This window comes from Marinobacter sp. AN1 (genome assembly GCF_026013985.1).
In the GTDB taxonomy this organism is placed as follows: Bacteria; Pseudomonadota; Gammaproteobacteria; order Pseudomonadales; family Oleiphilaceae; genus Marinobacter; species Marinobacter segnicrescens.
The window spans coordinates 1721792-1736021 of the sequence record NZ_CP110342.1 but is presented as its reverse complement, the minus strand read 5'-3'; the positions used below and the strand labels follow the sequence as shown (position 1 = coordinate 1736021).

Genomic DNA, 14230 nt, shown 5'->3' with positions numbered 1-14230 from the left:
GGGGTTTAATCCGGACCGCGACCAAAGTCGCAGGCCGCGAGCCGGTCACCATAAAAAAATGTATGAAGGAGCCCTCCGTGAGCGAACACGTTGTCATTGAAGTCCGCGACCAGGTACAGATCGCCCGACTGAATCGCCCAGACCGCAAGAATGCCCTCAGCCAGGCCATGTACGCCGCGCTGGCGGATGCGATTAGCAATGCAGAGAACGATGCGAACATTCGCTGTACCCTGATTACCGGTACCGAGGAATGCTTTACGGCGGGTAATGACTTGTCTGACTTCGCTGCCGGGCCGGTGGGTGAGTTCGAAACTTCCCCGGTTGGACGTTTCCTGTTCGGTATGGCGAAAGCCGAGAAGCCGGTCGTCGCAGCGGTCAATGGCCCCGCAGTGGGCATTGGTACCACCATGCTGCTGCATTGTGACCTGGTGTTCGCCGGCAACAATACGGCCTTCCAGATGCCGTTCGCCAACCTGGGCTTGTGCCCGGAGGGTGGTTCGAGCTTGTTGCTGCCGGAGTGGCTGGGCCGGGTTCGCGCGGCGGAGTTGCTTCTGCTGGGTGGTACGTTTGATGCCCCCAAGGCCGCTGAACTGGGACTGATTAACCGGGTTTGCGAGCCTTCTGCCACCGAGTCAGAGGCGTTGGCCGCCTGCGCCCAACTGGTTGCCCAGCCGCCAGCGTCTGTTCGTGCCACCAAGCGCCTGCTGAACCGTCGCAATACAGCCGAGCTGCGGGAGGCAATGCTGGCCGAAGGCGAGTTATTCGGAGAGCGGCTGAAGTCGCCGGAAGCGGCGGAGGCGTTCAAGGCCTTTATGGAGAAGCGGAAGCCCGACTTTTCCAGGTTTTCCTGAGCTCAAGGGTCAACGCCCTTCAGAAGGCCGCTGCAACCGCCGGATCAGCTGACCCAGGGTACTGGCCAGCTGATCGGCCTTGTCGCGGTCATTGCCGAGCCGGAGGAATCGCGAATTATCGCGGGGATCGTAGATCCAGCAGGATTCCGTTGCGTTTTCACAGCTCCATTCGATCATGGGGCTGATCCCGTAGACCGGCAGGGTGATGGTACTCAGCTGTCGACGACCGTCTTCCTGGCGGCTTTCGCGGAAGCTCAGTTCACCATTGTTGACCGATACCTGGTAGTGAACATCCGGGCTGCTGCCCTCGCGAATCAGACGGGCGTCCCGGCGCCAGCCAGCCTGGTCAAAGAGCCGGTTGAGGCGTGCTACCAGGGCGCCCGGACTGGCGTCGCCGGTCATCGACCCCTGCCCTTCGGATGCTTCAGCACCGGCCGGGGCAATCTCCGCTACCGGTTCGTCCCCGCCCTGATCAGAGCGGCCTGACTGACTGGAGCGCTCCTGTTCAATGCGGGTAATAAGCTTGAGGGCGTCGGTATAATGCTTACCGTCAGCGCCGGTGCCGGCTACGTAGTTCTCCAGGGCAGAGAGGGCTTCGTTGTAGTGCTCGGAACGGGCCATCACCTCACCCCGGTAGTACAGGTACTCTGCGGGTTTCTCTCCTTCTATGCGCTGCAGGCGATTCAGGTATTCAGCCGCCTGGCCCCAGTTTTCACCCTTTACCGATTCTTCCACCGCCAGCATCAGGCGCTGGATTTCGTGTTCCGGCGGTAAGGCTACGGCTGTTACAGCAGTGACCATCAGACTGCCTGCCAGCAGCAGGCCAGCCATGTGCTTCTTTCCCGGCACCTTAATCCTTGAGTACATCATCATTCTCCTCATGTTCGCCTGACGGTTCGTCCTGGGAATCTTGCGCGGTAGAGCCGTCATGACCTTCAGCCCCACCCGGCTCTGCGCCGGCCCCTGCTGGCGCTTCGTCCGACTGCCTGTCGAGTGCCGCCGGCGTGTCATCGTCTTCGCCACCGGCATCTGCCTGTTCGGTAATGGTCCGTGGCAATTCCTTTTTCACCCGCACCCCCAGTTCGACAAACTTGCTGGCTTGTGAGATCAGGTTACCGCGGCCACGGGTCAGCGTATTCATGGCGCCGTCATAGGTGCTCTGCACGGTCTGGATCTGGCTGCCCATCCGCTCCATGGCTTCCACGAATACCCGCAGTTTGTCATAGACCGCACCGGCGCGATCGGCAATTTTACGGGCGTTCTGACTCTGGCGCTCGTACCGCCAGATGTTCTCGATGGTCCTCAGCGTGGCCAGGAGTGTGGTTGGTGTCACTACGATAATCTTTTTCTCGAATGCTTCCGCGAACAGGTTCTCGTCATACTGGAATGCCGCCACGAAAGCCGGTTCGATGGGCATGAAAAGAAGGACAAAGTCCGGCGAGTGCAGGCCATTAAGCTGGCTATAGTCCTTTTCGCTCAGGGTGCGGATATGCTGCCGAACGGCCTCCACATGGGCCTTCAGGTGGTTTTCCCGTTCGATCTCGTCTTCCTCGGTGACCCATTGCTGATAGGCCAGCAGCGATACCTTGGAGTCGATAATGAGGTTGCGCTGGTCTGGCAGGTGCACCACCACGTCCGGGCGCAGCAGCTGGCCGTCGCCGTCCCGATAGCTGCCCTGGGTGTCGTATTCCACGCCCTTACGCAGGCCGGATTTTTCCAGCACCCGCTCCAGGATCAGTTCCCCCCAGTTACCCTGGATTTTCTTGTCACCTTTGAGTGCCCGGGTGAGGTTGGCAGCTTCCTCGGTGATCTGGCGATTCAGGTCCTGGAGCGACTTGATCTCGCTGCGCAGGGCCTGCCGGTCCTTGGTCTCGGTGGTGTAAACGTCCTCCACCCGCTTGCGGAAATCCTGGATCTGGTCGCGGAAGGGGTTTAGCAGGCTGTCCAGGCTGGTACGGGTCTGCTTGCTGAAGTGTTCGCTTTTCTGTTCAAAGATGCGGTTGGCAAGGTTTTCGAACTCGTGTTTGAGGGCGTCCCGGTTGCGCTCCAGCAGCTCCAGCTTCTCGGTCGTGGCCTTGCGTTCCTTGTCGATGGTGACGTCCTGCTCCCGGAGCTTTACCCGGGCCGTTTCCAGGCTGGCGGATAGCTCATCCCGGCGGACCCTGAGTTCTTCGCGTTCCCGAACGAGGCTTTCTGCACGATTGTGTTCCGACTGTTTCTCCGCCTCCAGGGTAGCGCTGCGCTGCTCAAGTGTGCTCGCCTGGTTGCGCCAGTACTCCACTCTCCGCTCAAGTTCCCGCAACTGCTCCGATAATTCAGTCGCGCGGGACTCTGCCTGTTCCAGCCGCTGGTGTTGAAGTTCGTGGTCATGGCGACTTCGCGCCAGATCATGGTCTGATTGCTGGTGCGCCTCCCTTGCCTCCGACATCTGACGCCGGACACGACTTAACTGGATACCCAGGGCAATGGCGACGATAATAAGTACAACAACGATTATCAGCGCCACGGGCTGATCGATAATCTGTTCCCAAAACGGCTTCAAGGCGACGTTCTCCTGCGATCTCCGGGCCTGTGCTTTTCATCAACTTACGGTTGCCAGTACTATACGCGAATTCCTCAACGCTGTGGCCGACAGGGCTGTTTGGTCACCGGGTTCCGATCAACCCCGCCATGGCGATTATCGAAGGCCTGCCACAGGCGATCGTGAAGTTACCGTAAACCCGAACGAGGGACCGTTCATGTATAATCCGCGCGACCTGGACAGTCAGAGAGATCCCATGTTGTCGACCTCCAAATTGCTCGCAGCCACACTGCTCGCCCTCACCACCCTGCTTTCCGGCTGCGCTGCAGACTCGGTTCTGGTGGACCGCTATGACATGCGGGGGCTCCAGCAATCGGTTGCGGACCAGAACGCCGACCTCGACTACCTGAAAACCGCCGGTGACCGCCACCACCAGGAGCTTTCCGAGCTTCAGCGTGAGTCGACCCGGCAGATTCTCGATACCATCAACGAAAGGGTAAAGCCGCCGGAATGCCCGCCTGTTCCCAAGGCACCTGTGTGCACCGTTGACCCTTCGACAGACACAGGCACCAGCGACCGGGTAAAGGGCAAGCTGGTCGTCGGGGAAGTGGAAAAGGCCCTCCTGGTCGGTCCCAACTTTATCTATGACGCGCGTATTGACAGCGGTGCGGAGACCTCCTCCATGGATGCCCGCAATGTTCGCCGTTTTGAAAGAGATGGCCAGGAATGGGTCAGGTTTGACATCCCCGTTCCGGGTAAGGAAGACACTTTCGAGACACTGGAGCGCAAAGTCGTTCGCAACGTGCGAATCATCCAGGCGAATGAAGAGGACTACGAGCGACGGGCCGTGGTTGAGCTTCAGTTCCGTCTCGGGGACCACGAACAGAAGGCCGAATTCACCCTCAGTGACCGGGCCCACCTGACCTACGCCCTGCTGATTGGCCGCAACATCCTGAGAGACGTCATGCTGATCGACGTGGGCAAGGAATACAGCACCGAACTGCCCCGTTCCATTCGCACCAACGCCATCCGGAACAACTGAGGCCCCTGTCTTGACACAGCGTTCCCGCTACCCCTTCTACCTCGCCATTTTCTTACTGATTGCCGCCGGCATCGCCCTGGCGGTGACCCGCCATGTGCAACTGGGCATTCCCTGGCTGGCAGGGGAACAAAAGCCGGTATGGATGGTGGAAGCACGCATTGATTTTGAGGCCAGTGGCGAGGAAGTCCTGGTCAGCCTTAACGTGCCGGATAACCCGCCGGGGTTTCGGGTTCTGTCCCAGCAGGCGGCATCACCCGGCTATGGCTTCTCGCTGATCGAAGATTCCGGTGACTTGCGTGCCGAATGGAGCATCCGCCAGGCGGAGGGTTCGCAGACCCTGTACTTCAATGTCCAGCTGACACCCGATGGTTCCACCGATGGCGAGATCATAACGGTTCCGCCAGAGCCAGAGGAGGTGTTCTGGGAAGAGCCACAGGCTACCGCGGTGGCCGAGATACTGGAGCGGGCCGCTGCCAAGTCCGCCAGCCCGGAAAGCATGACCCGGGAGCTGATCAAACTGATGCAGTCGTCCGAACCGGACCAGAACATCTCGCTACTGCTGAACAACAACCCCTACGTCACCCTGATCCAACGCATGCTCAACCAGGCCGGCATACCGGCCCGGGTGGCGGACGGCCTGAAACTGGAAGACGCCCGGCGCCTTCAACCCCTGCGGCCGTTCCTGCAAATCCACAACGGCGAACGCTGGCTGACCTTCCATCCGGAAACCGGACAGCAGGGGCTGCCGGACGATGTCCTGCTATGGCGCCAGGATGCGGATTCACTGCTGGATGTGATGGGTGGCGAAGACTCGCAGATCAGTTTCTCCATGCTCCAGCAGACGGTACCCGCCCTGCAACTGGCTACCCGTGAGGGCAGCGGCAACGGCCTCGGCTTTCTGAGCCTCTACGAACTGCCCATCGAGGAACAGGGCATGTTCCGTATGTTGCTGTTACTCCCCCTCGGCGCCCTGGTCGTGGCCTTTATGCGAATCATCATTGGCATCCGCACCTCCGGTACCTTCATGCCGGTACTCATTGCGGTGGCCTTTGTGCAGACATCGCTGATACCAGGACTGGTTGCGTTCCTCTCGGTGGTTACCGTGGGATTGCTGATGCGTGGTTACCTGTCGAGCCTTAACCTGCTGCTGGTGGCCCGGATATCCGCCCTGATTATCCTGGTCATCGCGATCACCACCGGTATCAGCATTATCGGATACCAGATGGGGTTCAATACCGGCATGACGGTCACCTTCTTCCCGATGGTCATTCTGGCCTGGACCATCGAGCGTATGTCCATCCTCTGGGAAGAAGACGGCGCGCGGGAAGTGCTGACCCAGGGCTTTGGCAGCCTGTTTGTCGCCGTGCTGGCGTACCTGCTGATGGACGCCCCGCTGGCCAGCCACCTGACCTTCAACTTCCCCGAGCTGCACCTGGTAACGTTCGGACTGGTACTGTTGATGGGTCAGTACACCGGCTACAAGCTGAGTGAGCTACGGCGGTTCAGTCCGGTGAGGGACTTTTCATGAGTGCATGGATATCGCCCTTCCGCCTGCGCAAGGCCGGTATCCTGGGGATGAACGAACGCAATGTGTCGTACATCGCCCGTTACAACGATCGTCGCTCCTACCCGCTGGTGGACGACAAACTCAAAACCAAGCTGTTGGCCGAAGAGTTTGATATCAAGACCCCCCGCCTGCGGCAGGTCGTCCGGCAACAGCATGAAATCAGCCACTTCAGTGACATGGCAGTGGACCTGGAAGGGTTTGCCATCAAGCCGTCAAAGGGCTCGGGTGGCAAGGGAATCACCGTGATCCAGCGCCGTGAAGGAGACCAGTACGTCAAAGCGTCTGGCGCCCATCTCACCTTGGGCTACCTGGAGCGGCATCTGAGTAACATCCTCGCCGGACTCTACAGTCTGGGTGGCACACCGGACGTGGCCATCGTCGAGGACCTGGTACGACCGACCGCCCTGCTCTCAAAATTTTCCTTCCAGGGGGTGCCAGACATCCGGATCGTGGTATTCCAGGGCTATCCGGTGATGGCCATGCTCCGGCTGTCCACCAGGGCATCCGATGGCAAGGCTAACCTGCACCAGGGGGCGGTAGGCGTTGGCCTGGACATTGGTTCCGGCCATGCGCTCAATGCGGTGCAGTTCAATCGCCAGGTCCTGCTTCACCCGGACACCGGCCTGCCCGTGAGTGACATCCGCATTGATGACTGGGACACCATGCTGGTAATGGCCGCCCGCTGCTATGAAGCAACCGGCCTCGGCTACATCGGGGTGGACCTGGTACTGGACGAAGTGGAAGGCCCATTGCTGCTGGAGCTTAACGCCCGCCCGGGCCTTGCTATCCAGATGGCCAACGGCAAGGGCTTGTTGCCACGCCTGAGAAATATCGAGTCCCTCAAACGCCCGCATTTCACGCCAGAAAAACGTGCAGCCTATTCAATGACCACATTCGGGGCCTGAAGCTCTCCACCACCACCCCCTGCCGTATCACCAGGCATTTCAGGCACCTCATTGCGGTCGCCTTCCAGGTATAAAAAACCGGGGCCATAGCCCCGGTTTTCATTACTGCTTCGGTGAAAGCTACAGCTTGCCTTCAGCCAGCAACAGCTTGCGCTCGTGGCTGAGCCCCTTGAACAGACCCCAGCACATGACCAGCAGGATTGCCGTAAATGGCAGGCCGGCACTAATAGCGGACGCCTGGATCGCACCAAGCGCATCGGAGCCGCCACCAAAGATCAGCGCAGCCGCGATGGCGCCTTCCATAACCACCCAGAACACACGCTGGGCTGTAGGTGCATCGGTCTTGCCACCGGCGGTGATACTATCGATAACCAGCGAGCCGGAATCGGACGAGGTCACGAAGAACACCAGCACCAGGACGATGCCGACAAAGGAAATAATCCCGGTTAACGGCAGATTCTCAAACATCTGGAACATGGCCAGGGAAACGTCTGTCAAACCGTCAGAGGCCAGTTGACCAACACCTGCCTGGATCTGCTCCAATGCCGTACCACCGAAACCACTCATCCAGACCACGGTAATCAGGGTCGGGATAATCAGCACCGCCGTAATAAATTCACGAACGGTACGGCCGCTGGAAACCCGCGCGATAAACATACCAACGAAGGGTGACCAGGAGATCCACCAGGCCCAGTAGAACACGGTCCAGCCATGGAACCAGGTCTCATCTTCGCGACCAAACGGGTTACTCAGGGGAACCACGTTGGCCACATAGGTTGACGATGTCACCCAGACGTATTCCAGGATTGCCATGGTGGGGCCGGCGAACAGGATGAACAGCAATAGCACCGCCGCCAAGATCATGTTGATATTACTGAGCACCTTCACGCCACCATCAAGGCCGCGGAGCACTGAAAGTAGAGCGAGGAAGGTAACACCCGTAATGATAGCCATCTGGACGTTGATGCCGGCAGATGTGCCGAACAGGTAGTCCAGGCCGGATGCGGCCTGCTGAGCGCCGAAACCCAGTGACGTAGCCAGGCCAAAAATGGTGGCGACTACGGCAAGCACATCAATGATGTGCCCCGGCCAGCCCCAGACACGGTCCTTCAGAAGCGGGAAGAAGGCGGAACGGATCGTCAGCGGCATACCCTTGTTAAAGGAAAAGAAGGCCAGCGACAAGGCAACCACCGCGTAGACAGCCCACGGATGAAGACCCCAGTGGTACATGGTGCCGCCCATGGCCATGCGGGCACCCTCAGCGGTGTTCGGCTCCGCATTCAGCGGTGTGCCGTACCAGTCTGTGTAGTAGGCCACCGGTTCCGCCACGGCCCAGAACATCAGACCAATGCCCATACCGGCAGCAAACAGCATGGCGAACCATGACAAAGTGGAGAACTCCGGCTTTGCGTCCGGGCCACCCAGGCGGATCTTGCCCACCGGCATGAAGATCAGCGCGATACAGAACACCACGAAGATATTGGCGCTCAGTACGAAGAACCAATCAAAATTGTTGATGATTGCATTCTTGGTCCCGTCCAGAAGCTCTTTCGCCCCTTCCGGAAACATCAGAGTGCCCACTACGAATACGATCACCAGAATCGCCGTAATGGGGAACACGGGTGCATGCAGGTCCAGGCCGAACGGATTGATATTGTCCTGGCCTGCCACGTAGTCTGTCTGGTATTCGTCTTTGACAACCTCGCCCACTGTGGAGCCTCCCATAGACTATGGCTTGCTACATTTCACGGGGGTAGATTCCTCCCGCAACGTTACACCGGCGCAATTTTATTGTTTTGAGCTCTAAGAATCAAAAAAGCCTCGGATGCCCATCGATTTTCCAGGCGCTGCAGCAAAATAGCGCTCTCCTGCTGGCTGCAAGGGCCGGTAATATGAAGAATAGTACAGGTTAAGGAAGTCATCCTTTCAGAAATCACAAAACCCCGTCACAACCCGTGACGGATCTGGCACCGACGACCATGATCGGGTTATCCTGCCAGGACTCAACGGGGTGCCCTGACGAAGGGCTGAGACCATACCCGCGGAACCTGATCCGGATCATACCGGCGAAGGGATTGAGCCTGCGATGACACACCATCAGCGCCTGTCCTCTACTGCACCCTGGTCACCCCGGCAACGCTTACGACCACACCAGGATGCCAGCGATGAACCTTCACCCGATACTGCGCGCTGCGCTGACTACCTTTATCTTTATCGGCGCGACCCAGGTTTACGGCCAACCAGTGCTGACGGTTTACACCCACCCGTCCTTTGCAGCGGAGTGGGGCCCCGGGCCCGCCATCAAGGAGGCTTTCGAAGAGCGCTGCAACTGCCAACTACAGTTCACCGTACTGGACAGTGGCGGAGCCATTCTCCAACGCCTGAGACTGGAAGGCGCCGGAACCAGCGCTGACCTGGTACTGGGCCTGGACACATCCACTATGGAAACGGCCAGGAAAACCGGCCTGCTGACACAACACCAGTTGTCACTCCCGGAACTGTCACTACCGGTGGACTGGCAGGATCCGGTTTTTGTGCCCTATGACTGGGGTTACTTTGCGTTTGTCTACGATACCCACCAGATCGATAATCCCCCCGAAAGCCTTGCGGCCCTGGTCGACGCCCCGGATGACCTGAAGATCATCATCCAGGACCCGCGCACCAGCACTCCCGGCCTCGGGTTGCTGCTGTGGATGAAGCACGTCTTCGGTGACCAGGCCGACGAGCGGTGGCAGCAATTGCAGGGCAAGATCCTCACCACCACCCAGAGCTGGAGCGATGGCTACTTCTCTCTGTTCATGAACGGGGAAGCGCCCATGATCCTGTCCTACTCCACTTCACCGGCATACCACATGGCGGTGGATAAGACCGACCGCTACCAGGCAGCAGCGTTCAAGGAAGGTCATTACCTGCAGGTCGAGGTCGCAGCTGTAACTGAAAGCTCGGACCAGAAGGCGCTTGCACGCTCGTTCCTGGCGTTCATGCTGACGCCGGATTTCCAGCGCCACATCCCGCTGAAGAACGTGATGTACCCAGCCATTAACCTGGGCGATGAGCTGCCTGAGGTCTTCGACCGGCTGATCCAGCCAACGCGGGCGCTGATGTTTTCCCCGGAAACCCTCAGGAATAATCGTCAGGCCTGGATCAACGAATGGCTGGATGCCATGACCCGCTGATATGCCTGCGATTATCCGGCCCGCGCCGCCGCTTTCCCACCGCAACTGGCAGCTGGCTCCCGGGTTGGTTTTTTCCGGGCTCATCCTGCTGCTGATGGGAAGTGGGTTACTGGCCCTGATCCTGCGCACTGAGAGCGGCCCCGCGGAACTCTGGCATAGCCCTTACCTTCAGGGGGTTATCCGGTTTACTGTCTGGCAGGCAACGCTTTCCGTTCTGGGCAGCCTGCTCATTGCCGTCCCGGTTGCCCGGGCACTGGTCAGACACCCCGGGTTTCCGGGGCGTAGCGCGTTGCTTCGACTGATGGAACTCAGCCTGGTGATGCCCACGATCGTGGCCGTATCGGGGCTGGTTGTGGTCTACGGGCGCAATGGCTGGCTGGCCGACATCACAGAATGGGCAGGTGGCTCACTGCCCTGGAACCTCTATGGCCTCACCGGCATCCTCCTGGCTCACGTCTTTTTCAATGCGCCACTGGCGGCACGGGTACTGGTGCAGAGCCTGGAACGTGTTCCCGTCAGCCAGCGCCGTGCGGCCAGCCAGCTGGGGCTTGGCAGCTGGCAACTTTGGCGGGTGCTGGACTGGCCTGCCCTTCGCCCGGTATTACCGGGCCTGGCGGCACTGGTGTTTTCCCTGTGTTTTACCAGCTTCGCCATCGTGGTCACGCTCGGTGGCGGGCCCGGAGCCACCACCATTGAGGTGGCCATCTACCAGGCGTTGCGATTCGAGTTCGACTTCAACCGGGCCGCGCTACTGGCCTGTGTTCAACTGCTGATCTGCGGCGGGCTCTGGTGGCTGGTCTTCCGTGGGAATCGGCACCAGGCGGTGCTGCCCGATCAGTCGTCGTCCGCTGACACGGCCTCTCCCAGAGCCGACAGCGCTGGTTGGCGGCGGATAACAGACCGTGTCCTTATTGGCCTTTTTACGCTGTTCCTGGCCCTGCCGGTGCTGGCCATTGCATTACGGGGAATCCCCTGGCTGGCCGGGGAGCTTGCCAACCCAAGGCTGGCACTCTGGGGCGCCACCTTGCGGAGCTTGGCGATTGCCCTGCCCGCTGGCTTTCTGGCGGTCGCCATCACACTAACCTTGCTCGCCGCAACCAATGTCCTGAAACCCGGACTACTACGCAGCCTCGCCAGCGTGTCCGGCTACCTGCCGTTGATCGTGCCACCCATTGTCCTGGGAACCGGCCTGTTCCTGCTGATCCAGCCCCGGCTCGGCATTCAGGGGTACGGGCTGCTGGTGGTATCCGTGATCAACAGCCTGATGGCACTGCCGTTTACATTACAGGTGCTCCGGGGGCCGTTTCAGGCGAGTGGCACGTCCACACTCCGGGTTGCCGACCAGCTGGATATCCGTGGCTGGTACCGGTGGCGCTGGCTGCAGTGGCCCCGGCTGAAACGCCCCATGGCACTGGCACTGGGATACGGTATCACCCTGTCCATGGGCGACTTCGGCGTTATCGCCCTGTTTGGCTCCCCGGCCCAGCCGACCCTGCCCATGCTGCTGCACCAGCAGTTGGGCAGCTACCAGATAGCTGCCGCAACCGGCACCGCTTGCTGGCTGCTAGTGCTTATTGCAGCCATTTTCATCTTGCTGTCCCGACCTGGCCGGTTGCCACACCGTACCCCAGCAACTCATACCGGAGTAACCCAGACCGGAGTGCCCCATGCTTGAAATCGACGACCTGCTGTTCCGTTATCCTGGCCAGCCTGCGGAGACCACCGGATGGCGCTTCAAGGTCAGTATCCAGGAAGGGGAATGCGTGGCGCTGACCGGCCCCAGTGGCTGCGGTAAAAGTACGTTGCTGAACCTGGTCGCCGGCTTTCTGACACCCGCGGGGGGCGATATCCGCTGGAAAGGTCAGAGCCTGGGGCCATTGCCCCCGTGGAAACGCCCGGTAACCACCGTATTCCAGGAACAGAACCTGTTTGATCATCTCACCGTGGCAGAGAACATCGGGCTTGGGCTGCATCCCGGGTTACGTTTGTCGAAAACACAGTGGTCGCAAATCAAAGCGGCGCTTGAAGACGTGAACCTTGGCGGATTCGGCAACCGAAAGGCCGAAAACCTGTCCGGAGGGCAGCGCCAGAGAGTGGCGGTGGTCCGGGCCCTGTTACGGCCTCAGCCCATTCTGCTGCTTGACGAGCCCATGACCGGCCTGGACGACGAAAACCGGGCCATTCTGCAGGGCCAGCTTCAGCAGGCCCGGGACCAGGGCAAAACCCTGGTTCTTGTCAGCCACGACTCCCGTGACCGCCAGGCCCTGGCTGACCGGGAAGTAACAGACTTCTATCACGCCTGGTAGGCCACCCCGGTCGCCCTAGCCTGGACGCCTGCCCCGTCAGCGCAACTTGGTTTCCCGCAGTTTCAGGATGAACTCGGGGGGATCAAAGCTGTCGGCCCTCGCGCACGACCAATACTTGCGGAACACCCCATGCTCGGGCTCATGGCCGTTGAGCAACTCACCGGGTTCCAGGAACGGATACAGGTCCATATAGGAATGCACCGTGGTCTTGCTGACCCGGCGAACAATATGCTCCGGTCCCAGCTCCCTGGGATGATTCAGGCCAGCTGCACCGAGCAGGTTGGCCAGGGCCTGGACCGTGTTGCGATGGAAATTGGCCACACGCACGCTTTTATCCGCCACATCCAGCTTGCCGCCCCGTACCGGGTCCTGGGTGGCCACGCCGCTCGGGCAGCGACCGGTGTGACAATTCAGCGCCTGGATGCAGCCGAGGGCGAACATGTAACCCCGCGCTGCATTACACCAGTCTGCCCCCAGGGCAAGGATGCGGGCAATGTTGAACGCGGAGGTAATCTTGCCAGCCGCCCCGATAGCAATGTGCTCGCGCAGGTTGGTCCCCACCAGGGAATTGTGGACCAGCAACAGAGCTTCGATCAGCGGCATGCCCAGGCGGTTGATAAACTCCAGCGGTGCAGCGCCGGTGCCGCCCTCGCCCCCGTCCACCACGATAAAGTCCGGGTGTCTGCCCGTCTCCAGCATGGCCTTGACGATAGCGAACCACTCCCACGGATGACCAATGGCCAGCTTGAAGCCCACCGGCTTGCCGCCGGACAGCTCCCGCAACCGGTCCACGAACTCCAGCAACTCCACTGGCGTGGAGAAAGCGGAATGCTGGGCCGGGGAGACCACGTCCTCCCCCACCGGCACCCCCCTGGCTTCGGCGATTTCCGGCGTCACCTTGGCGCCCGGCAGTATTCCGCCATGTCCAGGCTTGGCGCCCTGGGAGAGCTTTATCTCGATCATCTTCACCTGGTCGAGGGTGGCGTTCTCCACGAATTTTTCTTCGCTGAACGTGCCGTCTTCATTTCGGCAGCCGAAATAACCAGAGCCGATCTCCCAGACCAGGTCGCCCCCCGGCTCCCGGTGATACCTGGAAATGGAGCCTTCGCCAGTATCATGGTAGAAGCCTCCGATCTTTGCTCCCTCATTAAGGGAGCGGATGGCGTTGGCCGACAATGACCCGAAGCTCATGGCAGAAATGTTGAACACGCTGGCACTGTAGGGCTTGGCGCAGCGGGATCCGATGGTGATACGGAAATCCGGGTCCTCGATTTCCACCGGCTTTATGGAGTGGTCCATCCACTCAAACCCTTCACTGGACATCTCCAGCTGGGAACCGAAGGGGCGCTTGTCCAGAATGTTCTTGGCCCGCTGATAGACGATGGTGCGTTGCTCCCGGGAAAACGGACGCTCCTCAGTATCCGACTGGATAAAATACTGGCGGATTTCGGGGCCAATGGATTCCAGGAAATAGCGGAAATGAGCGAGTATCGGATAGTTTCGGCTCACCGTTCGCTGACGCTGCACCATGTCCCACACACCAAGCACCACCAGACCCAGGAACACCAGTGCGAGCAGGGCAAAGCCCGGAGACCAGAAAACGAGCGGCACGGTGAGCACCAGACCGATAACACTCGCCGTCAGCGCGCTGTAACGCAACGGCATGGACCAGCGGGAAATCTTCAAAGCAGACTCCGGATTTTTGAAGGTTTGTCAGAGGGCGAATCTAAAAGGATTCTACAGACGATTACGCAAAAGTCATGGCCGCGGATGGCACCGTGAAAATTTCCGCAACACCCTGTCATGGAGTGTTTATTTTTCCAAACGGCTAGTGTAGACTTCGCTCCCGCTAAGCCAGTGAG

Annotated in this window: 11 protein-coding genes and 1 riboswitch; of the genes, 7 read left to right on the top strand and 4 right to left on the bottom strand. The window is 59.8% G+C overall.

Features of this window, described 5'->3' with window-relative positions; all coding sequences use genetic code 11:
• Positions 1-77: 77 nt before the first annotated feature.
• Positions 78-851 (top strand): enoyl-CoA hydratase, encoded by a 774-nt coding sequence (locus LJ360_RS07940; RefSeq protein WP_091849613.1) that lies wholly within the window; start codon positions 78-80, stop codon positions 849-851.
• A 9-nt stretch (positions 852-860) separates the two neighbouring features.
• On the opposite strand, the gene LJ360_RS07935 is transcribed toward LJ360_RS07940, so the two are convergent.
• Positions 861-1718 (bottom strand): hypothetical protein, encoded by an 858-nt coding sequence (locus tag LJ360_RS07935; protein WP_264995769.1) that lies wholly within the window; start codon positions 1716-1718, stop codon positions 861-863.
• Positions 1702-3393, bottom strand: a complete 1692-nt coding sequence (gene rmuC / locus LJ360_RS07930) for a DNA recombination protein RmuC (protein ID WP_413774404.1) — start codon at positions 3391-3393, stop codon at positions 1702-1704. The genes LJ360_RS07935 and rmuC overlap by 17 nt, the downstream gene beginning before the upstream one ends.
• A gap of 196 nt (positions 3394-3589) precedes the next feature.
• Here rmuC and LJ360_RS07925 point away from each other — a divergent pair, with 196 nt between their 5' ends.
• The 3 genes from LJ360_RS07925 to LJ360_RS07915 are packed head-to-tail and all read left to right on the top strand — an operon-like array spanning position 3590 to position 6886.
• Positions 3590-4414, top strand: a complete 825-nt coding sequence (locus LJ360_RS07925) for an ATP-dependent zinc protease (protein WP_264995768.1) — start codon at positions 3590-3592, stop codon at positions 4412-4414.
• Between the two features lie 10 nt (positions 4415-4424).
• Complete coding sequence (locus LJ360_RS07920; protein WP_264995767.1) at positions 4425-5942, top strand: inactive transglutaminase family protein; 1518 nt, start codon at positions 4425-4427, stop codon at positions 5940-5942.
• Entirely contained in the window at positions 5939-6886 is a 948-nt protein-coding gene (locus LJ360_RS07915) for an alpha-L-glutamate ligase-like protein (RefSeq protein ID WP_264995766.1), read from the top strand. The genes LJ360_RS07920 and LJ360_RS07915 overlap by 4 nt, the downstream gene beginning before the upstream one ends.
• Before the next feature lie 120 nt (positions 6887-7006).
• On the opposite strand, the gene LJ360_RS07910 is transcribed toward LJ360_RS07915, so the two are convergent.
• Entirely contained in the window at positions 7007-8596 is a 1590-nt protein-coding gene (locus LJ360_RS07910; protein ID WP_264995765.1) for a BCCT family transporter, read from the bottom strand.
• A gap of 287 nt (positions 8597-8883) precedes the next feature.
• Positions 8884-8978: riboswitch (TPP riboswitch) on the top strand.
• Positions 8979-9051: 73 nt separating this feature from the next.
• Between LJ360_RS07910 and thiB the strand changes: the two genes are divergently transcribed.
• From thiB to LJ360_RS07895, 3 genes are read left to right on the top strand one after another with little or no spacing between them, the layout of a single operon-like run.
• On the top strand, positions 9052-10062 hold the full coding sequence (gene thiB / locus LJ360_RS07905) for a thiamine ABC transporter substrate binding subunit (protein WP_264995764.1): 1011 nt from the start codon (positions 9052-9054) through the stop codon (positions 10060-10062).
• Position 10063: 1 nt separating this feature from the next.
• A complete protein-coding gene (thiP, locus tag LJ360_RS07900; protein ID WP_264995763.1) occupies positions 10064-11737 on the top strand; it encodes a thiamine/thiamine pyrophosphate ABC transporter permease in 1674 nt (557 codons plus the stop codon).
• Positions 11730-12368, top strand: coding sequence for an ATP-binding cassette domain-containing protein (locus tag LJ360_RS07895; protein ID WP_264995762.1), 639 nt, complete (start codon positions 11730-11732; stop codon positions 12366-12368). Before thiP ends, LJ360_RS07895 begins: the two co-directional genes overlap by 8 nt.
• A gap of 36 nt (positions 12369-12404) precedes the next feature.
• On the opposite strand, the gene LJ360_RS07890 is transcribed toward LJ360_RS07895, so the two are convergent.
• Positions 12405-14033, bottom strand: coding sequence for an FMN-binding glutamate synthase family protein (locus tag LJ360_RS07890; RefSeq protein WP_264996008.1), 1629 nt, complete (start codon positions 14031-14033; stop codon positions 12405-12407).
• Positions 14034-14230: the final 197 nt, after the last annotated feature.

Bases quoted from the DNA above. Each gene is read 5' to 3' on its own strand.
- LJ360_RS07890 (WP_264996008.1), bottom strand. From the start codon at position 14,033: ATGCCGTTGCGTTACAGCGCGCTGACGGCGAGTGTTATCGGTCTGGTG.
- thiB (WP_264995764.1), top strand. From the start codon at position 9,052: ATGAACCTTCACCCGATACTGCGCGCTGCGCTGACTACCTTTATCTTT.
- LJ360_RS07925 (WP_264995768.1), top strand. From the start codon at position 3,590: ATGTATAATCCGCGCGACCTGGACAGTCAGAGAGATCCCATGTTGTCG.
- LJ360_RS07935 (WP_264995769.1), bottom strand. From the start codon at position 1,718: ATGTACTCAAGGATTAAGGTGCCGGGAAAGAAGCACATGGCTGGCCTG.
- LJ360_RS07895 (WP_264995762.1), top strand. From the start codon at position 11,730: ATGCTTGAAATCGACGACCTGCTGTTCCGTTATCCTGGCCAGCCTGCG.
- thiP (WP_264995763.1), top strand. From the start codon at position 10,064: ATGCCTGCGATTATCCGGCCCGCGCCGCCGCTTTCCCACCGCAACTGG.
- LJ360_RS07915 (WP_264995766.1), top strand. From the start codon at position 5,939: ATGAGTGCATGGATATCGCCCTTCCGCCTGCGCAAGGCCGGTATCCTG.